The sequence below is a fragment of the Nitrospirillum bahiense genome (genome assembly GCF_007828025.1).
GTDB lineage: Bacteria > Pseudomonadota > Alphaproteobacteria > Azospirillales > Azospirillaceae > Nitrospirillum > Nitrospirillum amazonense.
In genome coordinates, this window is sequence record NZ_VITO01000033.1 from 44,251 (window position 1) to 64,790 (window position 20,540).

Annotated in this window: 20 protein-coding genes; 16 read left to right on the top strand and 4 right to left on the bottom strand. The window is 62.1% G+C overall.

Going from position 1 to position 20,540, the window contains the following annotated elements:
* Positions 1-3 precede the first annotated feature (3 nt).
* Positions 4-1,164, bottom strand: coding sequence for a hypothetical protein (locus tag FBZ88_RS28845; protein ID WP_145620433.1), 1,161 nt, complete (start codon positions 1,162-1,164; stop codon positions 4-6).
* 486 nt (positions 1,165-1,650) lie between these two features.
* Between FBZ88_RS28845 and FBZ88_RS28850 the strand changes: the two genes are divergently transcribed.
* The 4 genes from FBZ88_RS28850 to FBZ88_RS28865 all read left to right on the top strand — a co-directional run bounded on the left by FBZ88_RS28850 (position 1,651) and on the right by FBZ88_RS28865 (position 4,933).
* Complete coding sequence (locus FBZ88_RS28850; RefSeq protein ID WP_145609962.1) at positions 1,651-2,589, top strand: aspartate carbamoyltransferase catalytic subunit; 939 nt, start codon at positions 1,651-1,653, stop codon at positions 2,587-2,589.
* Positions 2,590-2,645: 56 nt separating this feature from the next.
* Entirely contained in the window at positions 2,646-3,944 is a 1,299-nt protein-coding gene (gene pyrC / locus FBZ88_RS28855; protein ID WP_145620434.1) for a dihydroorotase, read from the top strand.
* The gene (gene plsY / locus FBZ88_RS28860; protein WP_246138905.1) at positions 3,944-4,630 is read left to right on the top strand and encodes a glycerol-3-phosphate 1-O-acyltransferase PlsY; all 687 of its coding nucleotides are present in this window, start codon (positions 3,944-3,946) and stop codon (positions 4,628-4,630) included. The genes pyrC and plsY overlap by 1 nt, the downstream gene beginning before the upstream one ends.
* Before the next feature lie 72 nt (positions 4,631-4,702).
* Positions 4,703-4,933, top strand: a complete 231-nt coding sequence (locus FBZ88_RS28865) for a hypothetical protein (RefSeq protein ID WP_145620435.1) — start codon at positions 4,703-4,705, stop codon at positions 4,931-4,933.
* Between the two features lie 18 nt (positions 4,934-4,951).
* Here FBZ88_RS28865 and FBZ88_RS28870 read toward each other — a convergent pair whose 3' ends face one another.
* Complete coding sequence (locus tag FBZ88_RS28870) at positions 4,952-5,725, bottom strand: alpha/beta hydrolase (protein WP_145620437.1); 774 nt, start codon at positions 5,723-5,725, stop codon at positions 4,952-4,954.
* 163 nt (positions 5,726-5,888) lie between these two features.
* Here FBZ88_RS28870 and FBZ88_RS28875 point away from each other — a divergent pair, with 163 nt between their 5' ends.
* From FBZ88_RS28875 to FBZ88_RS28890, 4 genes are all read left to right on the top strand, one after another.
* The gene (locus FBZ88_RS28875; protein ID WP_145620438.1) at positions 5,889-6,473 is read left to right on the top strand and encodes a sigma-70 family RNA polymerase sigma factor; all 585 of its coding nucleotides are present in this window, start codon (positions 5,889-5,891) and stop codon (positions 6,471-6,473) included.
* Positions 6,470-7,111 (top strand): NrsF family protein, encoded by a 642-nt coding sequence (locus tag FBZ88_RS28880; protein WP_145620439.1) that lies wholly within the window; start codon positions 6,470-6,472, stop codon positions 7,109-7,111. The genes FBZ88_RS28875 and FBZ88_RS28880 overlap by 4 nt, the downstream gene beginning before the upstream one ends.
* A 68-nt stretch (positions 7,112-7,179) precedes the next feature.
* Positions 7,180-7,440, top strand: coding sequence for an AbrB/MazE/SpoVT family DNA-binding domain-containing protein (locus FBZ88_RS28885; protein WP_211102842.1), 261 nt, complete (start codon positions 7,180-7,182; stop codon positions 7,438-7,440).
* A gap of 10 nt (positions 7,441-7,450) precedes the next feature.
* Positions 7,451-7,831, top strand: a complete 381-nt coding sequence (locus FBZ88_RS28890) for a type II toxin-antitoxin system VapC family toxin (RefSeq protein ID WP_145620441.1) — start codon at positions 7,451-7,453, stop codon at positions 7,829-7,831.
* Between the two features lie 19 nt (positions 7,832-7,850).
* On the opposite strand, the gene FBZ88_RS28895 is transcribed toward FBZ88_RS28890, so the two are convergent.
* Positions 7,851-8,558, bottom strand: a complete 708-nt coding sequence (locus FBZ88_RS28895) for an alpha/beta fold hydrolase (protein ID WP_145620442.1) — start codon at positions 8,556-8,558, stop codon at positions 7,851-7,853.
* Complete coding sequence (gene uvrA, locus FBZ88_RS28900; RefSeq protein WP_145620444.1) at positions 8,555-11,437, bottom strand: excinuclease ABC subunit UvrA; 2,883 nt, start codon at positions 11,435-11,437, stop codon at positions 8,555-8,557. The genes FBZ88_RS28895 and uvrA overlap by 4 nt, the downstream gene beginning before the upstream one ends.
* A 318-nt stretch (positions 11,438-11,755) precedes the next feature.
* Here uvrA and ssb point away from each other — a divergent pair, with 318 nt between their 5' ends.
* The 8 genes from ssb (at position 11,756) to FBZ88_RS28940 (ending at position 20,461) form a co-directional block, all read left to right on the top strand.
* On the top strand, positions 11,756-12,325 hold the full coding sequence (gene ssb / locus FBZ88_RS28905; protein ID WP_145620445.1) for a single-stranded DNA-binding protein: 570 nt from the start codon (positions 11,756-11,758) through the stop codon (positions 12,323-12,325).
* Positions 12,326-12,476: 151 nt separating this feature from the next.
* A complete protein-coding gene (locus FBZ88_RS28910; protein WP_186464652.1) occupies positions 12,477-13,709 on the top strand; it encodes a tyrosine-type recombinase/integrase in 1,233 nt (410 codons plus the stop codon).
* A gap of 28 nt (positions 13,710-13,737) precedes the next feature.
* Positions 13,738-15,213, top strand: a complete 1,476-nt coding sequence (locus tag FBZ88_RS28915) for a site-specific integrase (RefSeq protein WP_186464653.1) — start codon at positions 13,738-13,740, stop codon at positions 15,211-15,213.
* Positions 15,210-17,270 carry an integrase gene (locus tag FBZ88_RS28920; protein ID WP_145620448.1) on the top strand — a complete coding sequence of 687 codons (2,061 nt, stop codon included), beginning with the start codon at positions 15,210-15,212 and terminating at the stop codon, positions 17,268-17,270. The genes FBZ88_RS28915 and FBZ88_RS28920 overlap by 4 nt, the downstream gene beginning before the upstream one ends.
* Positions 17,270-17,731 (top strand): hypothetical protein, encoded by a 462-nt coding sequence (locus tag FBZ88_RS28925; RefSeq protein WP_145620450.1) that lies wholly within the window; start codon positions 17,270-17,272, stop codon positions 17,729-17,731. The genes FBZ88_RS28920 and FBZ88_RS28925 overlap by 1 nt, the downstream gene beginning before the upstream one ends.
* Before the next feature lie 308 nt (positions 17,732-18,039).
* Positions 18,040-18,942, top strand: coding sequence for a radical SAM protein (locus tag FBZ88_RS28930; protein WP_145620451.1), 903 nt, complete (start codon positions 18,040-18,042; stop codon positions 18,940-18,942).
* Positions 18,939-19,361, top strand: a complete 423-nt coding sequence (locus FBZ88_RS28935; RefSeq protein ID WP_211102843.1) for a DUF6375 family protein — start codon at positions 18,939-18,941, stop codon at positions 19,359-19,361. Before FBZ88_RS28930 ends, FBZ88_RS28935 begins: the two co-directional genes overlap by 4 nt.
* A gap of 14 nt (positions 19,362-19,375) precedes the next feature.
* Positions 19,376-20,461, top strand: a complete 1,086-nt coding sequence (locus FBZ88_RS28940) for a hypothetical protein (RefSeq protein ID WP_211102844.1) — start codon at positions 19,376-19,378, stop codon at positions 20,459-20,461.
* Positions 20,462-20,540 lie beyond the last annotated feature (79 nt).

Sequence of the window (20,540 nt, forward strand, 5' to 3'; positions counted from 1 at the left end):
ACCTCAGGCCGGGCGGGCCTGAGCCGCCACGGGCACACGCCGGCCGTTGGCGGCCAGGCCGGTTTCCACCAGCTGGGCCAGGCCCGGCACCATTTCCTGCCGCAGCCAGTCCAGCTTCTGCCCCGGGGCGCCCCGGCCGGCGGTGGGGAAGGCGCGCTTCCAGCCGCCCAGTTTCACCGCCAGGCCGCAGCATAGGGCGCCGACGCTGGTGTGATGTGCCTCGATCTCACGCCGCATGGCCTGGAAGCCTTCGGCGGACAGGTCGTCCCACAGCTGTCGCGTCATGCGGTCGAAGCTGCGGAAGCATCCCTCCAGCTGGGCCATGATGATGTCCAGGCTGGTATCCACCGTGGTGATCAGGCGCTGGGCGGCGCTGTCGCTTTGCACCAGGGGCGCGCGTTTCAGATCCACCAGCCAGCGGCCGAACTCCTCCAGCAGGGCATGGGCGCCGTCGCGGCAGCTGCGGAAATAGGCGACCGACAGGAAGATGTCGCCATACTGCGCAAGGAATTCGGGAATCTCGGTCAGCTTCAGGCCCAGCCGCCCGGCGATGTGGCGCAGGTTGGCCAGCGTCTCCGCCCGGTCGGGGCTGGAGAGCAGGGCGGTCAGGTCGCCCATGTTCTCCACTCGCGCCGCCTGCTCGCCATAGACGCGGCGCAGCAGGGGGCGGGTGAATCCCTGCATGTATTGGGTCAGCTCTTCCTGCTTTTCCGGGGACAGCACCAAATGCTGGTGCTCATCGACCGCGATGCCCAGGGCTCGCAGCTCGATGCGCAGGGAATAGACATCGAACGACGCTACGGCGCCCAGCTTCAGCAGCAGGGCCATGTCGCGATCCAGCGACATCTTGTCGGCCGCGAACTCCCGCCCCAGGCCCTCGATCTGGATCAGGCCGGTGCCGGCGCGGGCGTCGCGGAAGAGTTCCACCATCGTTTCCAGCCGCGCCGTCTTCACCAGGCGCGCGCGCTTCAACCCGCTGACGGTCAAGGGCAGCAGGTGCAGCGGCAGTAGATGCAAGGCGTCGGTTTCATCCGACCAGGCCGCGGTGTCACGAACGGGACGATCGGCGGCGGCGTGGGAGATGCCGTCGGCGCGGGGCGGCTCCAGCGTGAGCGGGCGCAGCGGCATAACCCGGGACAGGGCGGGGGGCGGCGGCGAAGCCATGGGGTCGGCGCCTGGCGACGCATCGTGGACTGCAAGCGGCATATGGTCGTCCTGAAAGCCGTAATGCGGTCCGTCACCCGAATTGGACGGCCGATGAGAAGGGGCGGAGCAGGGCTGCCATCCTGTTCCCGTCGATCAGCATAAATCCAATTGAGTACTAGTAAAGTACTAACTGGAGGGGCGAGGCGAGTGGGGCATGCGTTTGCTCCATTTTTAGTGTCGACGGCAATAATTACATCAAATCCAATATAACTATTCGTCACAATTCATCATTTTCCATAGGGGAAGGGACGCCTCATGTGGACGAACGGGCCGGTGATCAAAGACAATGGCCAAGCCGCCACGCGGTCGCGCCCCGCGTCCGCCGCCGGGCAGCCATCCCGTTCTTGCCTGCGGGCGGCGGCGGGGCCATAGTCCGGCCCCGATACGGCGGCGCCACCCGTACGGGGGGCGTATCCGTCCCCCTCTGACCGCCCTAGGGATCCCATGCGCTTTCCGCACCGGCACCTGCTTGGCATCGAAGGCCTGAGCCAGGCCCAGATCAACACCATCCTGGATCTGGCCGACACCTACGTCGAACAGAACCGCAGCCCCAACAAGAAGTCGGACGTGCTGCGCGGCAAGACCGTGGTGAACCTGTTCTTCGAGAACTCCACCCGCACCCGCACCAGCTTCGAGCTGGCGGCCAAGCGGCTGGGGGGCGACGCCATCAATATGTCGGTCGACGGCTCCAGCGTGAAGAAGGGCGAGACCCTGCTGGACACCGCCACCACGCTGAACGCCATGCACCTGGACGTGCTGGTGGTGCGCCATCCGGAGTCGGGCGCGGTGAAGCTGCTGGCCGACAAGGTGAACTGTGCCGTTATCTCCGGCGGCGACGGCGCGCACGAGCATCCGACCCAAGCGCTGCTGGACGCGCTGACCATCCGCCGCAACAAGGGGCGGCTGGATGGCCTGACGGTGACCATCTGCGGCGACATCCTGCACAGCCGCGTCGCGCGGTCCAACATACAGCTCCTGAACATCATGGGGGCCCGCGTGCGCGTGGTGGCGCCGCCCACCCTGCTGCCCCGCGCCATCGGCGAATTGAGCGTGGAGGTGCACCACGACATGGCCACCGGCCTGAAGGACGCCGACATCGTCATGATGCTGCGCCTGCAACTGGAGCGCATGCAGGGCCAGTTCGTGCCCTCGGTGCGGGAGTACTACCGCTTCTTCGGCCTGGATTATGAGAAGCTGGCGGCGGCCAAGCCGGATGCCCTGATCATGCATCCCGGTCCGATGAACCGCGGCGTGGAGATCGACAGCCTGGTGGCCGACGACATCAACCGCAGCGTCATCCTGCAACAGGTGGAGCTGGGGGTGGCCGTGCGCATGGCCTGCCTGGATCTCCTGACCCGGCATGGCCGCAACGACCCGGCCTGACGCGTCCCCCGTCTCCGCCCCGCCTCACCGCCTCTCGACCTTCCGGGACCATCCCCATGGCCACACACGCCCGCACCGCCATCCTGAACGCCCGCCTGCTGGATCCGGACAGCCGCCTGGACCAGCGCGGTTCCCTGCTGATCGACGGGGGCAAGATCGCCGACCACGGCCCCGGCCTGTTCCGGGATGGTGTGCCGGAGGGTATCGAGATCATCGACGCGGAAGGCGCCTGCGTCGCCCCCGGCCTGGTCGACCTGCGCGCCCAGGTGGGTGAGCCGGGGCACGAGGATAATGAGACGCTGAAGACCGCCAGCCAGGCGGCGGCGGCCGGCGGCGTCACCGCCCTGGCCTGCCTGCCCGACACCGACCCGGTCATCGACGATGTGGCGGGCCTGGAATTCATCGCCCGCCGCGCGCGGGAAGTGAAGCTGGTGAAGGTTTTCGCCTATGCCGGCGTCACCCGCGACCTGGGCGGCAAGGAACTGACGGAGATGGGCCTGCTGGCCGAGGCCGGTGCCGTGGGCTTCACCGACGGCGGCAAGGCGGTGGCCGACGCCCTGGTCATGCAGCGGGCGCTGGCCTACGCCAGCATCTGGGGCCGCCCCATCCTGCAGCACCCGCAGGAACCGCGGCTGGCCACCGGTGCCATGAATTCGGGCGAGATCGCCACCCGGCTGGGCCTGTCCGGCATTCCCGCCGTGGCCGAGGTCATCATGCTGGAGCGTGACCTGCGCCTGGTGGAGGCCACGGGCGGCCGCTACCACGCCGCAGACATTTCCACCGCCGAATCCGTGGCCGTCATCCGTGCCGCCAAGCGCAAGGGCCTGAAGGTCACCTGCGACACCGCCCCGCCGTACTTCACCCTGACGGAGCGGGACGTCGGCGACTACCGCACCTTCTTCAAGCTGTCGCCGCCGCTGCGTACCGAGGACGACCGCCAGGCGATCGTGGAAGGGCTGGCCGACGGCACCATCGACTGCATCACCAGCGACCATCTGCCCTGGAACCAGGACGCCAAGCGTGTGCCCTTTGCCCAGGCGGCTTTCGGTTCGGTGGGCCTGGAGACGCTGCTGCCCCTGACGCTGGATCTGGTGCACAAGGGACACTTGAGCCTGCTGGACGCCCTGGCCACCGTCACGATCAAGCCGGCCGCCGTGCTGGGCCTGAATCTGGGCCGCCTGCGCACCGGTGCCGCCGCCGATCTGGTCATCTTCGATGCCGAACGGCCCTGGCGCGTGGATGCGGAGGCGTTGCACAGCAAATCCAAGAACAGCTGCTTCGACAAGCACCCGGTGCAGGGCCGCGTGCTGCGCACCCTGGTGGACGGCCGCACCGTCTTCAACCTGGCGGCCTGATGCCCATGGACACGGCGGCGCTGCCCCTGATGCCCTTGCTGCTGGCGCTGGCTGGCGGCTATCTGCTGGGCTCCATCCCCTTCGGCCTGGTGCTGGCCTATCTCGGCGGCTATGGCGACATCCGCAAGATCGGCTCCGGCAACATCGGCGCCACCAACGTTCTGCGCACGGGCAACAAGCCCTTGGCCGCCGCCACCCTGGTGCTGGACAGCGGCAAGGGCGCCATCGCCGTGGGCATCGCCCACTGCCTGGCCATGAGCTTCCTGCCGTCGCCCGACGCGCCGCACTTGGCCGCCCTGGTGGCGGGCGGTGGGGCCATGCTGGGCCACACCTTCCCGGTGTGGCTGGGCTTCAAGGGCGGCAAGGGGGTCGCGACCGCCCTGGGCGTGCTGCTGGCCACCTGCTGGCCGGTGGGCGTCATCGCCTGCCTGACCTGGTTGCTGATGGCCGTCCTGTTCCGCATCTCCTCCCTTTCCGCCTTGGTGGCCTTGGCCTTGGCGCCGCTGGTCGCCTGGTTCCTGCCGGCGGTGTGGCCGGACGCCGCCGACTTCGGCGCCGGCGGGGCGGAAGCCGCCCTGGCGCTGGCCATCGCCGTGCTGGTGTGGATTCGCCACCACGCCAACATCCGCCGTCTGCTGGCAGGGACGGAACCCCGCATTGGGCAGGGGAAAAAGAAGGAAGGCTGACCCAGCTCAGCCCCTTTGAACCCCGGGACGCCCATCCTTATGTCAAGGGTGTCCCCTTGAGGAGGAACGGTGATGAGCAAGAAGACGGACAAGGACGCCGATACCGGCAGTATCCTGGGCAACATCATCCTGGAAGAGGTGGTGGAGGCGATCGAAGAGGCGCGCTCCCCCACGCCGGACATCTTCCCGCCCATCCCGCACGAGGTGCCTCAGCCTGAAGGCGCCCCGGCGGTGGACAAGCGGGAAGAAGAACGTGAGTCCCCGAGGAAGCGGCCGGATGCGCCGGGGCATCACAGCCGCTAGCCTCGCGGCGTCCATGTCTCAGCTCTGGCCGGCCGCCTTCAGGATCAGGCCGGCGATTTCCTGCGCGTGCGACACCAGGGTCAGATGGCCGCCATCGACCTCGATGGTGTCCGCGTTCATGCGCTTGGCCAGGAAACGCTCCAGGTCGGGAGAGATGGTCAGGTCCTGCTTGGACACGGCATAGTAGCTGGGCTTGTCATGCCAGGCGGCGGCAGTGGTGCGACCGGCGAAGATGCTGGCGGCCGTCGGGCCCTGTTCGGCGTACAGCGCCTTGGCCTGCGCCGGGGCGACACCGTTGGCGAAGTAGTCCAGGAAGCCCTTCTCCGAGATGACGGTCATGCCGTCATGGTTCTGCACCTCCGCCCGCACGGGCATGGTGGGGAACTTGGCCGACAGGGCCACGAAATCCTCGTTCGCGTCCGGGGCCCGGGCGGCGACATAGACCAGGGCCGTGACCTTGGGGTCGGTGCCCACGTCGCTGATCACCGTGCCGCCCCAGGAATGGGCCACCAGCACGGTCGGACCGTCCTGTTGCGCCAGTACGGCGCGGGTGGCGGCATCCGACTCAGCTAATGAGGTCAGCGGGTTCTGCACGGCCGTGACATGTAGTCCCTTCGCCTGCAGGATCTTGATGACCTCATTCCAACTGGATCCATCGGCCCAGGCGCCGTGCACCAGCACGACGTTATGGACCGGGGCCGGGGCTGCCGGGGTCGTGGCGGCGGCCGCGGGCAGGGCGACGGTGGCCGCGGTCAGGGCGAGGGCGGCAACAAAGGACAGCTTGCGAAACATGGCGGGTCTCCTAGCATGGGATCGGACAGGGAGGGGAAGCGCAGCGGCTTCTTTCCTGTCTTCGGCGGCCCGGCCCTGGGCGTAACAGCGCCCGCGAAATTTTTTGAGAATCTTTTTTCGAGCCGCCGCGTAACAACCTGGCCCCCGCTGGCGAAGGATGGATATGGACCCGTTGGAAGACCGGTGGGCGGCGGCGATGCGCGCGGAACGGCGTGGCGATGCCGCCGCCTATCAGCGCTTCCTGGCCGAGGCGGCGACGCTGTTCCGGCGGGTGGTCCATAACCGCCTGGGCCGCTTCGGCCTGGGCACGGCGGAGACGGAAGACATCGTGCAGGAAATCCTGATCGGCCTGCATACCAAGCGGCACACCTGGGACCCTGGCCGGCCCCTCATGCCCTGGCTGCACGGCATCGCCCGCTACAAGTTCCTGGACGCTGCCCGCAAGCTGCGGCGGGAGGCGTCGGGCACCGCCGACCTCACCATCGACGACCTGGCCGACGCCCTGGCGGCGCCGGAGGAGGAGCGGGAGCGCGCCCTGGTGGACGTGGATCGTCACATCGCCCAGTTGCCGGCCGGCCAGCGCGGCGTGGTACGGGCCCTGGCCGTGGAGGGGCTCTCACCCCAGGCCACGGCCCGGCGGCTGGACCTCAGCGAAGGCTCCGTCCGCGTGCTGTTCCACCGCGCCCTGAAGGCCCTGTGGAACGCCGCCGATCCGCCCGCTGGGAATGAGAGAGGGAGGAAGCCATGAACCGCTCGACCGAGACCTTGATCGCGCAACTGTCGGGGCAGGCGGGGCGCCGTTCCGGCTTGCGCATGGAGGCCTTCCCCGCCGTGCTGGTCCTGGCGCTGACCCTGTCGCTGGCCATCGCCATCGCCGTGGTTCTGGCCTTGGCGGGGGTGCGGCCGGACATTGGCACGGCGGCGACGCAGGCGCCCTTCCTGTTCAAGGTGGCCGGCACCGGCGCCTTGGCACTGGCCGGCGCCTGGCTGGTGCTGCGGTCGGCGGCGCCGGGTCGGGGACTACCGCGCCTGGCCCCTTTGCTGCCCGGTTTCCTGATCATGACTTTCCGGGCAGCCACCGACCGCTCCGGCCTCTCCTACCTGGGCCTGCACACCTATTCCGTGGTGACGTGCATGAGCATCATCATCGCGGCCTCCCTGCCGGCCCTGGCCGCCCTGATCCTGCTGTTGCGCCACGGCGCGCCCACGGAGCCGGTGCGCGCCGCCGCCGTGGCTGGTGGCCTGGCCGGGGCTCTGGGCGCGATGGCCTACGCCCTGGCCTGCGAGAACGACGCCGGCACCTTCGTGCTGCTGTGGTACAGCGCCGCCATCGCCATCATGGCGGCGGTGGGCGCCGTGGCGGGGCGGATGGCATTGCGGTGGTAGGGGGCCCTTGTCAAAGTCTACAGAGAGACTAATGTAAGGTAGCTGTAGCCTTACTGATGATGGGTGCCATGGCATTGGAACTGACCATTACCGCCAAGGGCCAAGTCACGCTGAAACAGGCTGTGCTTGACCATCTCGGCCTCGGCCCCGGCCAAAAGGTCGGCGTCGTTTTTCTGCCTAACGGACGTATTGAACTTCAGCCGGCCGCGTTACGTCCCAGTATTGTCCGTGCACGCGGCATGCTCCAACGGCCAGGACAGCGCGTGATTTCGCTGGAGGAAATGCAGGAGGCGATCGAGGCGGAGGCCGGTCGCGCCGTCAAAGCATGAGCGCCAAGGCGTGAAGGTCGCTATCGATACCAATGTGCTGGTCCGCTATCTGACCTGGGATGACGAGGCGCAGGCCCAAAAGGCGGCAGTCGCCATCGAAGGTGCGGAAACACTGATCATTCCCCTACAGGTATTGTGCGAGACGGTATGGGTTTTGAGACGGCTTTATCGGTATGGCGATCACGAAATCGCAGCAGCCCTACGGACGGTGACCGAGGCTAGGAACGTCCAGGTGAACCGACCTGCATTGGAAACCGGCCTCTCATTGCTGAGCCAAGGTGGTGATTTTGCCGATGGTGTCATCTTGGCGGAAGCCGATGCAGCGCGCGCCGACACGTTGATGACATTCGACCGGACATTCGCGTCGCTATCGAAAGCGACTTTATTATAGAACTCGCGCTGTCTAGACTTCAGCCCCCATCCACTTCATCAGCCATCCACTCCACCAGCGCCTGGTTCACCGCCGCCGGCTGTTCCAGGGTGGAGGCGTGGCCGCACTGGGGCACGACCACCAGCCGGGCGCCGGGGATGGCGGCGGCCATGTCATGAGACCGCTCCGGCGGCATCAGGGGGTCGCTATCCCCCACCAGCACCAGGGTGGGCACATGGATGGTAGGCAGGGTGGGGCGGCTGTCGGGGCGGCCGATGATGGCCGCCGTCTGGCGCGCCAACCCCTCCACCCCGACCGTCAGGCCCATGCGCAGGTTCACCGCCGCCAGGTCCGCATCATCCCGGCGGTCGGGATGCAGTATGGTGGCCGTGGCATGGCGCAGCACGGTGGCGAACTTGGCCTTGCGCGCCAGGGCGACAAAGGTCCGGCGCTGCTCTGACTGCTCCGGTGTATCGGGCAGCGCCTGGGTGCTGATCAGCGCCAGCTTCACCACCCGTTCCGGCGCCTGGCGCACGATCTCCAGGGCGACGTAGCCACCCATGGACAGGCCCGCCAAGGCAAAGCGGGGCGGGGCCTGGGCCAGGATGGCGGCCGCCATGTCCGCCATCGTCTCCCCCGCCAGGGTGTTGGCCACGGTGATTGGGCCATGGGGCCACAGCGCCGCGACCTGCGGGGCGAACACCTCCGCCGTGCACAGCAGGCCGGGGATCAGGACGATGGGCGTCATGCCCCCTTGGCCTTGCGCTTCTTGGGCACCACGGCCTCCACCGCAGGGGGGACCTCTGACAGGTAGGGCTTCAGGTAGTAGCCGGTGTGGCTTTCCGGCACCCTGGCTACATGCTCTGGCGTGCCCTCGGCCACGATGCGGCCGCCGCCGGCGCCGCCCTCCGGCCCCATGTCGATGATCCAGTCGGCGGTCTTGATGACCTCCAGATTGTGCTCGATCACCAGCACGGTATTGCCCTGGTCCACCAGGGCGTGCAGCACCTCCAACAGCTTGCGCACGTCCTCGAAGTGCAGGCCGGTCGTGGGTTCGTCCAGGATGTACAGGGTGCGGCCGGTGGCGCGGCGGGACAGTTCCTTGGCCAGCTTTACGCGCTGGGCCTCACCGCCCGACAGGGTCGTCGCCGCCTGGCCGACATGGATATAGCCCAGCCCGACCTCGTTCAGCGTTTCCATGCGGTCACGGATCGCGGGGACGGCCTGGAAGAAGCCGGCGGCCTCCTCCACCGTCATGTCCAGCACGTCGGCGATGCTCTTGTCCTTGTACAGGACCTCCAGCGTCTCGCGGTTGTAGCGCTTGCCGTGACAGACGTCGCAGGTGACGTAGACGTCGGGCAGGAAATGCATCTCGATCTTGATGACGCCGTCGCCCTGGCAGGCCTCGCAGCGGCCGCCCTTGACGTTGAAGCTGAAGCGGCCCGCGCCGTAGCCGCGAGCCTTGGCCTCCGGCAACCCCGCGAACCAGTCACGGATGGGCGTGAAGGCGCCGGTGTAGGTCGCGGGATTGGACCGCGGCGTGCGGCCGATGGGCGACTGGTCGATGTCGATGATCTTGTCCAGGTGCTGCAGGCCCAGGATGTCATCATGGGCGCCCGGATGCTCGCGCGCGCCGTTCAGGCGCTTGGCCAGGGCCTTGTACAGCGTCTCGACGATCAGGGTGGACTTGCCGCCGCCCGACACGCCGGTGACGCAGGTGAAGGTGCCCATGGGGATGCGGGCGTGCACGTCCTTCAGGTTGTTGGAGCGCGCGCCGATGACCTCCAGGAACTGGCCCTTGTGGCCGGCGCGGCGGCGGTCCGGCAGGGCGATGCGGCGCCGGCCGGTCAGGTAGTCGCCGGTGACGCTGGCCGGGTTGGCCATGACCTCCGCCGGGGTGCCGGCGGCCACCACGGTGCCGCCATGGACGCCGGCGCCAGGCCCCATGTCGACCAGATAGTCGGCGGTGCGGATGGCGTCCTCGTCATGCTCCACCACCAGCACGGTGTTGCCGAGATCCCGCAGGCGCTTCAGCGTGGCCAGCAGGCGGTCGTTGTCGCGCTGATGCAGGCCGATGGATGGCTCGTCCAGCACATAGAGCACGCCGGTCAGGCCGCTGCCGATCTGGGAGGCCAGGCGGATGCGCTGGCTCTCGCCGCCCGACAGGGTGCCGGAGGCGCGGTCCATGGCCAGGTATTCCAGCCCGACATTGTTGAGGAAGCCCAACCGCTCGTTGATCTCTTTCAGGATGCGGCCGGCGATGTCCTTCTGCTTCTGGGTCAGGTGCGCGTCCAGACCCAAGAACCAGGCGCCCGCCTCCTGAATGGACATGCGGCTGACCTGGGCCACGTTCAGGCCGTTGATCTTGACGGCCAGCGCCTCCGGCTTCAGGCGCGCGCCGCCGCAGGCCTCGCAAGGCTGGGCCGACTGGTATTTGGAAAGCTCTTCCCGCATGAAGTTGCTTTCCGTCTCCTTCCAGCGGCGCTCCAGATTGCGCACCACGCCCTCGAAGGCCTTGTTGGTCTCGTAGGAGCGCAGGCCATCGTCATAGCGCAGGGTCACCGGCTTGCCGCCGGAGCCGAACAGGATGAGGTTCTTCAAATCTTCCGGCAGGTCGCTCCACGGCGTATCCATGCGGGCGTTGTGGTGCCGCGCCAGGCTTTCCAGGGTTTGGGCGTAGTACTGGGAGGTGGAGCCCGCCCAGGGGGCGATGGCACCGTCCTTCAGCGACAGGCGCGTGTCTGGCACCACCAGTTCGGGGTCGAAATACAGCTTCTGCCCCAGGCCGTCACAGGCGGGGCAGGCGCCGAAGGGGTTGTTGAAGGAAAACAGCCGCGGCTCGATCTCTTCAATCGTGAAGCCGCTGACCGGGCAGGCGAACTTGGCGGAGAAGACGGTGCGCTCGCCCCCGTCCGCGTTCTCCGCGAACACCAGGCCGTCCGCCAGTTCCAGCGCCGTCTCGATCGAATCCGCCAGACGGTTGCCTAAGCCTTCCTTCACGACGATGCGGTCGACCACCACCTCGATGTCGTGCTTCAGCTTCTTGTCCAGCGCCGGCGCCTCGTCGATCTCCATCATCTCGCCGTTGATCTTCACGCGCTGGAAGCCGCGCTTGCGCAGCTCCTGAAGCTCTTTCTTGTACTCGCCCTTGCGGCCGCGCACGACGGGGGCCAGCAGGTAGAGGCGCGTGCCCTCGGGCATGGCCATGATGCGGTCCACCATCTGGCTGACCGTCTGGCTTTCGATGGGCAGGCCGGTGGCGGGGGAATAGGGGATGCCGACCCGCGCATAGAGCAGGCGCATGTAGTCATAAATCTCCGTCACCGTGCCGACGGTGGAGCGGGGATTGCGGCTGGTCGTCTTCTGCTCGATGGAGATGGCGGGGGACAGCCCCTCGATGCTGTCCATATCCGGTTTCTGCATCAGCTCCAGGAACTGGCGCGCATAAGCCGATAGGCTTTCCACGTAACGCCGCTGCCCCTCGGCGTAGATGGTATCGAAGGCCAGCGATGATTTGCCCGACCCCGACAGGCCGGTGATGACCACCAGCTTGTCGCGCGGCAAATCCACATCGACGTTCTTCAGATTGTGTTCCCGCGCGCCGCGGACGCTGATATATTTGTTCATGGTATGTTCTGAATAATCGATCGGGGCAGGCGCTGGCAAGGGGAATACACCGGTAGGCGCTTTCCCACCGGCCAGCCGGCGACAGCGCCTTAATATGGGGATGCCTGTGTCAAAAGGCGACAGCAGGATGCATCCTCTGACGGATGATTTCGTGACACGGGGGCAGGGTGCCCCAAAAGGAGGTCCGGATCGATATTTTGGGTATGCCGGGGGCCCGCACCACCATCGCTGTGGCATTGCACATGAGCGGCGGTGTAGGCTCTCCCCATCAACGGCGGGGCGTTTTTCGCCCTCATTTGGATTCAGGACGGATCGGACATGGCTGGCAGCGTCAACAAAGTCATCCTCATCGGCAACCTGGGCAAGGAGCCTGAGGTCAGGTCCATGCAGAACGGCGGCAAGGTGTGCAACCTGCGCATCGCCACCTCTGAAACGTGGAAGGACCGCAACAGTGGGGAGCGGCAGGAACGCACCCAGTGGCACCAGGTGGTGATCTTCAATGAGGCGCTGATCGGCGTGGCCGAGCGCTTCCTGAAGAAGGGCTCCAAGGTCTACATCGAGGGCCAGCTGGAAACCCGCAAGTGGACCGACCAGTCCGGCCAGGAGAAGTACACGACCGAGGTGGTGCTGCGTCCCTTCCGGGGGGAGCTGACCATGCTCGAGGGCCGTGACGGCGGTGGCGGCGGGGGCGGCTACGAGTCGGGTGGCGACTTCGGTGGCGGCGGCTCCAGCTATGGCGGTGGCGGCGGGGGTGGTGGCTACGGCGGCGGGTCCTCCGGTGGCGGCGGTTACGGTGGGGGCGGTTCCTCCTCCGGCGGTGGTTCGCGCGGCGGCTTCGGCGGCGGCGGCAAGCCGGCCGACGATCTGGACGACGAAATCCCGTTCTAGAAAACACCGCTTTCAGTTCTGTAAAGTTTCACCCACATTCTCCCATTAATCCGAGCGATCGGGGTTTCACGCCTCGGTCGCTCAGATTAGTCTCTCTCTGTGAAATGACCACCGGGGCAGAGAGTAAAGAATGCCAGGGTATCAGGTCCGAATGATCGTCATGGATCAGGGAGAGCGACTACCTCTCCTAATCGATGAAGATGGCGTCCCGTTGTTTCGGCCGACGCAATGGATTGTGACGGCGCGGCGGGCAGCCAATCTCGCTGCCAACACCCTCCAAGCGAACTGCTACACTCTCAAATTCCTTTATCTTTGGGCCGCCGCCCAAGGCGTCGACGTCGAAGCCAGGATGGTCTCGGGCGATTATCTGTGCCCCGCCGAGATCAGCAGTCTGGCTACCGCCGCCCAAAAGCACCTCGATGAGCTAGATGCCACTACACCCGTAAAGCTGCTCAAGCCTACCAAGGTGGTTTCGCTGGAGCAGGTGCGGATGAGGGCGCCACCTCCAGCCCGGCCCGTTCAGAAGGATACGGCGGCCAATCGCCTCCGGACCGTTGCCGACTATCTCCGCTGGCTTGGAGAGATAGGCAACTTGCATCTGGATCTGCAGACATCGACCCTTCGCCAGGATGCGCTGGGTAAGATGACCGCCAACCTGACTATGATGATTCCGAAGAACCGAGGCCGAAACGTCGTCGGAAAAAGGGAGGCTCCACCGCAGGACGTCATCGACCGCCTCCTGGCGGTGATTGAACCAGGGGCGCCGGACAACCCATGGACCGATTTCGGCCTCCAAAGTCGTAACAAGCTCCTAATCCACATGTTTTATGGTCTTGGTATTCGGCGGGGCGAGGCTCTGGGCATCAAGATTACCGACCACATCGATTTTCAACGGAAACATCTCCTGATCGCCAGAAACGCGGACGATGCCGAAGATCCGCGACGTCAGCAGCCATTGGCGAAAACTCGGGATCGATTGTTGCCGCTGAAGGACGGCCTGATCGACATGATCCAGGACTATATCATCCATACCCGTCGCAAAGTCCCGAATGCGCCTAAGCATCAGTTCCTTTTCGTCTCCCATCAGTCAGGCAGGCCGCTCAGCCTGAGTGGCGGGAGTCGGGTGTTCGAGCAGTTGAGGCAGCGCACCGAGTTGCCCGACTACATCACCAGCCATGTCCTGCGCCATGCCTGGAACAGCGCCTTCAGCAGTCTCATCGACGCCAAAGGGTACACACCCGAGCGCGAGGCTCAAATGCGCTCTCAGATGATGGGCTGGTCGCCGACGTCGGGGACCGCAGCAACCTACAACCGCCGCAAGATACGCGAGGATGCCGAGCGGTTCTCGTTGCAGCATCAATCAACACTGGTGAGCAATGAATAAACCGCCGGTGATCAAACAGAGTCACTTGGTGAAAACACGTTTCGGCATCGTCTTTGATGCCAAAGAAGACGTTTGGAACATCTTCGATCCGTGCGGAATTGCGCAGATAAGTTTTAGCCGACTTAGGTTGCTGGTTTCCGCCGAGATCTTGGATACGATAAAGAGCGTTATTGCTCATTATCTTAGGATGAAATCGACATCACTTTCCGAGTTGGTATTTGATCGATTCTGTGGGTTCTGCCGGTTTGCCGTCAATGACAAGAAATTGACGTCGATCACTGTCTCAGACATCCTCGCGTATAGAGCTTCTCTCAGTCATGACCATGAATGGTATCTCGGGACTTTGCGTGGTTTCTTTCGAACCTGGAGCAACCTGCGTCTGCCTGGGCTAGATCCCGAAGTCGTCCAGGTCCTTGATAAGGTTCGGCTGAAAGGTAATCGCAAGGGCGATGCAGTTAGGTCGGCAGACCCGAATCTCGGACCGTTTACCGAGATCGAGTTACAGGCCATCATCGTCGCCCTGAACAACGCCTTCGCTCGGGATAAAATCGACCTCTCTGATTACATCTTGGTCCAGCTATTTCTCGCTCTGGGGGCTCGCGGCGTACAACTGGCATCGTTGAAGGTTTGCGATTTTTCCACCACGCAGGCGAGCAGTGGTGAAGTAGTGCACCTAGTCCACTTACCACGAGCTAAGCAACATAACAGTGAGCATCGTGTAGAGTTCAAGAGCTGGAAGTTAAATACCGATCTTGGGCACCTGATTGAGAGGCACTGCCTGGCAACGAAACGCAGTTGGGTTCACCTCGACATTGCGCAGGACGAGTTGCCGTTTTGGCCGAACCATGAAAACACCAATGCGAGTGACGGTCTGCTGTACCATAGCACTAGGCAAGACCTCAGCAATCGGGTGCAGGCTGTCTTTGACAGGCTGAACGTGATCAGCGAGCGAACTGGCCTTCCCCTTAACGTGACTACACGACGGTTCCGCTATACCTTAGGCACTAGAGCCGCTCGTGAAGGTCTGTCCGAACTCGTCATCGCCGAGATCCTGGACCACTCCGACATCCAAAATGTGGGTGTTTACGTTGAGGCCGTGCCCGAGATCGTCGAGCGTATCGACAGAGCGATGGCGATGGAGTTGGCACCGATGGCGCAGGCCTTTGCCGGAGTGCTGATCGACGGGGAAGACCAAGCTAGCCGAGCCGGGGATCCCCGTTCTCGGGTCGTCACTCCCGGTGACCTCAAGAACCCTGTTGGTAGCTGTGGCAGTTATGGCTTCTGTGGGGCAACGGCGCCGATTGCCTGCTACACCTGCCGGAATTTCCAACCCTGGCTGGATGGGCCCCATGAGCAAGTTTTGGAACAACTGCTCGCTGATCGGCAGCGCATCATGGAGCAGGCCGGTGATGCTACCATCGCCTCGATCAACGACCGCGTCATTTACGCTTGTGCCGAGGTCGTTCACCTCTGCCAACAGAGAATGGGAAAGGCTGCCGAATGACGGCCGCCGTTCATTTTGTTCCGAAAGCTCAGGCGACAGCCGAAGACAATCTTGCCGCGTTCATTACGACCGCCAAGCCACTGCTGAAGGCATATCCCGAGGTCTCGTCCTGGGATGAGAACAATTGGGACCTGCGTGGGAATGTTCAGAGGAGCGGTGTCGGCGATACGCGGATTGCGGCCGCCTTCACATCGTTTGACACGGCTACCAGGACTAAGCGGCCGCCTAAGGCTGAATCCGGATGGATATCAGAGCCGTTCTTGAGCTTCGCCAAGGCTTACTTCCTATACGTTCGAGCGCTCGCCGGGACTGTTCAACTCACTCATCTCATGGTTTCGCTTAGGGTTCTCGAAAAGGCGCTTGTCGAGATCCACGGAGACTCGTCAATTCACCGCATCACCCCGGTAATCTGCAATCGCGCGGCTAACTTGGTCCAGCAACGCTATGAAAGCGCAGCCGCCTATCGAGTCGGATGCGCCATGGAGCGTCTTACTGGATTCATCGTCGAGCACCGGCTTGCCAACCCGTTCCAGTGGAAGTGCCAGATCCGGCGCCCCCGCGAAATCCTAACCCGGGTAGGAAAGTCCGCCGATGAGGCGCGCTCAGCGGCCATGCCTTCCCAGACGGCACTCAAAGCGTTGCCTCTCTGCTTCAACATGGCAGTTGAACCACGAGACATCTTGGCGTCCTCAGTAGCCGCCCTCCTCTGCGCAGCACCCGATCGAATCGGTGAAGTTTTCAGCCTTCGAGCAGATTGCGAGGTCGATGACATCCATAGGGGAAAGCCGATCTACGGATTGCGGTGGCTTCCGGAGAAGGGCGCCGAACCGATGGTCAAATGGATCGCGCCGACTATGGTCGAGGTCGCCAAAGCGGCTCTAGTCAAACTGCGCACGATCACCCAACCTGCCCGAGATGTTGCCGCTTGGTACGAACAGCATCGAAACCAAATTTATCTCCCACCAGGTACGGAGTATCTACGAGGCGAGGAATACTTGTTGCTGAACGAAGTCGCCCAGATTCTTGGGGTATCAGGTGTTGCAGCGGCGCGAACCTGGGTTATCGGGAATGGCGTCCCGACCTACAATGCCCTCAATGGCAAGGGATCGAAACGGGTTCGCTTTGATGAGTTCGAGACATCTGTTTTGGCTAAGTTGCCAAAGGATTTTCCTGTTATCGACGCGCGCACCGGACTGAAATATTCAGAAGCATTAATTGTAATGAGGCAGAATGAAATGCACGCAAAGCGCGGCACTATTCTCTGCTTGCTCGAGCCGGTGACGACTAATCAAGTAAATGAAACTCTCGGCGCTAAGCCAGGTGTGCAGTCTATTTTCGCCCGCTTCGGCTTTACCGAACCGGACGGAAGCCCGATCCGATTGCACTCCCACCAATTCCGCCATTGGCTCAATACCTTGGCCCATCGCGGCGGCATGTCTCAACTCGATATTGCTAAGTGGTCCAGCCGGAAAGACATCCGCCAGAACCAGGACTACGACCACATGGCGCCTGAGGAGTTTCTCGCCATGGCTCGTGACCTGACGGCCAACGATAAACACCTTTTCGGCGGCCTCGCGGAACTCATCGCCAAGGTGCCGACCTCCCGCGACGAGTTTATGATGCTGGAATATCCGACGGCTCATGTCACCGAACTGGGATTTTGCATACACGATTTCACGGCCCTGCCGTGTGAGAAGCATCGAGATTGCATTCAGTGCAACGAGCACATCTGCGTCAAGGGTGACGGCGCAAAAAAGACCCGTATCAAGGAGCAACTGGCGCTTGCGGAGGCGCAGTTGGAGCAGGCGACGGAAGCGGCGGCCGAGGGTTATTATGGAGCCGAGCGATGGCAAGAACACCACCAAGCCACTGTTGACCGCTTTCGTAACCTTGTCGGCATCCTGGACGATCCCGCGATACCGGCGGGAAGCCTGGTCCGGTTGACCAACTGTAAGGAATTTTCGCCGATCCGGCTGGCGATTAAGGACAGGATGCAGATCGAGAGTCCTGACAGCGAAATCTTCAACGACCTACAAGAGTTGCTGGGAGGGGAGTGATGGCCCGGCATCTAACCGACGTTGATATCGAAGCCATCTGTGAGATGATCGATGGCTGGGATCCGCAGACGCCACTGACTTGGCGGGCCATCGAGTCCGCTGTAGAGGCGCGCTTTGGCCATAGGTACACTCGACAAGCTCTTGAAAAGCGAGAGCGCGTCAAGACGGCCTACACAGTCCGCAACAACGTCTTGAAGAATATTCCGAAGCGATCGCCGAGAGGAACTGTAGAATTACTCGCTGCCCAAGCTCGTATAGATGGTCTGAAAGCTGAGAATGAGCGCTTGAAGGTTGAGAATGAACGATTGCTAGCGCAATTTGCCCGCTGGCTCTACAATGCGAGCCTTCACGGTATAGGCAAGGAGCAACTGAACGCCTCTTTACCCAAGATCGACCGCGAAAGAACCAGGGTTACTGCTGTCGATGAAATCCGACGCAACGGTAAAAATGAAAAAATCTGACGATCATTCATAATTACTGTTTCCGTCTTTAGAGCTGAGTACGATAGGCTGTCATCTTCGGGAAAAACAACTGCAATTACTGTAAGTTCGTCGCTTCGTATAATAACTTATTCATAAGTTAATCGGTCGAAAAATATTATAAATGAGCTTGCATAAATAAGACAATTATTAGAATTAATAAACAATATTAATTTAATGTTAACTTCATGCAGCGCTTATTTTATCAGATTTTGGTCGTTGGCTTCCGGGCGGGAATGATTCTATCTAACCGATTATGATCTCAAAACTGCTTTTGGTAATAACACATTATGAAGCTTAGAATCAGCCCAAATGGAGTGCATCTTTTCGATCGGCTTTCAGGTCTGAATATGCTGCTAGATGAGTTGCACCCGGAAAGCAAGGCATGGTCAACATCCCCCCGACAGATATCTATTGCACTCACCAATGTTTGCGACCTCCACTGCGGGTATTGCTATGCGCCTAAGCGCAAAGCATCACTGCGTACTGAGCAGGTGCTAAGTTGGTTGAAGGAATTGGATGCTGAGGGGTGCATTGGCATCGGATTTGGCGGCGGGGAACCCACACTGCATCCTGATTTCGTCAACATTTGCAAACGGGCCGCGGGAGAAACTGAGCTGGCGGTCACGTTCACCACACATGGCCATCGCCTAACGCCCCAACTGGTCGAGCGACTTAAGGGCTCGATCCACTTTGCACGCATTAGCGTTGACGGGGTCGGTCGCACTTATGAAGAACAGCGCGGGAAGCAGTTTTCCAGCCTGCTCCAGGGCATAGAGTCGATTGCTAACCTGTCGCCCTTTGGTATCAATGTCGTAGTCAACGAGCGCACGGTTGCAGAACTTGACGCGATTAGCGATCTCGCGCAAATGGGCGGTGCTAGCGAATTGCTCTTGCTTCCACAGCAAGCAACCTCTGCAGTAGAAAGTATAGATGAAACAGTCGGTCAGGCGCTTCGGGATTGGGTCTCGAACTATAGAGGTAAGGTTCGCCTTGCGGTTAGTGAGGCGGGTGCGTCAGAACTGCCTACGTGCGACCCATTCCCTGAGGAGCGAGGCCTTCGCGCCTACGCACATATAGACGCATCCGGCGTGCTGCGCGCGAGTTCTTATTCGCCAGCCGGCGCGAAGATCGGAGATGCTGGCGTGCTGTCGGCGCTTGAGCGACTCAGAAATGCTTCTGAGATCAAATGAAAGACGTAATCATGAAGATATGGGGCGGATACGGGTCTGAGCATTCGATGAATTTGGTTCTTATCGGGAGGTTTAAACGAGAGCAAGACGCAGAGAAGGTCCAGAAGGACATTGATAGGCTAAGTGCCCAGGCCTCGAAGGACGACTGCTACTCCATCTCTTCTGACGAACCAGAAGATCAGAGGTTCTCAGATGAAATGCTCTCGTTGTTACGCAGCATGGAACTCAACACTCTAGGGCCATCTGAGCTTGGCCAGCTACTGTATGAACATCACCTCAGCCGTAATGGTAATAGAATCACCATCACTACCGACGAATCAGAAGTTTCTGCGTTCGTTAAACTATTCATCGAGGCTGGAGCGAAAGTCGAAGTCTTTTCTGCGCATGACTATCCGTCTGATTTACCGGATTCCAATTAGCAGAGAGAACGCCAATGCCTGAAACGAATTGGCATGTATTCAGAGGATTGCCCGGAGCGCGGGAAGAGAATTTTGAGAAGCTTTGCCGCTCTCTGGTGCGCCGCCACTACGGGCGTTTCGGGCGCTTTAGGCAACTCGCGAATCAGCCTGGCGTAGAGTTCCACCTGCAGCTGACGGAACCTTGCGATCTCGGGGCGCCGCCACGCTGGATCGGTTGGCAATGCAAATGGTACGAGCTGGCAAACGGACAAGACTTGGGGGCCGTGCGCCGAAGCAAAATCATCGAGGGCATAGAGAAGACGCGCAAGCATGTCCCAGGTGTGACCGATTGGAAGCTTTGGACACATCATACGCTGACCAAGGTAGACCAAGAGTGGTTCTTCGCGCTTGAGAAGGAGCGCTTTCCCGAGCTTAAGTTAGACCTGTTGACGGCTACTGACATCGAAGACCTTTTGGTTGGACCGGGGGCGCTACTTCGGGAAACCTATTTCGGCGAGCTCGTTCTGACCCCTGAGCTACTTACTGAGCAGTACAAGCTCGCTGCGGCTCCGTTCACGCGCCGATACCAACCAGAAGTTCATGTTGTCGTTGGAGCCGAGGAGGAGGTGCTCAGGCGCCTGGGCGACCAGAGTGCATGGGAATTACTATCGAAAATCTCGAGATCTCTTAGGAAAAATTGTGCAGATGTGGCTGATCTGACAGATAATACTAAAAATGAAATTAGAGTAGAGGTTAAATCTGTTCTCGATCGAGGCGCCTTCTCGGCTGATTTGCTCGACAATTTGCATGCGATGCTTGGCAAAGGCGACTTCGACACTGTACAGCAATTGCTGATGGCTAATCCATCTCAGCCGATACGCTACGAAAGACTGCTCTCGAAGCTTCGGGGGGCGCGCTCAGACGGAGCTCCGTTAACCGCAAATCTAGTTGCGGACTTCCATGCGGTTTCGTCGGCGCTGCGCAAACTGGAGCGGTCAATCGGCATTCGAGCTATGGCCGTAATTGCGGCCGCAGGCGAAGGAAAGTCTGAGCTCGCCGTAAAGGTGACAAAAGGGGAGGGCGAATTCCCCGGCGGTGTCTTGCTACTAGCAGGCTGTTGAAAAAGCCTGTGGCTGCCTGAGTTTCAGCATGATTCACTGTTGGCCTTGGAACGGAGCCGAGGGCGGCATGCGGGGATCG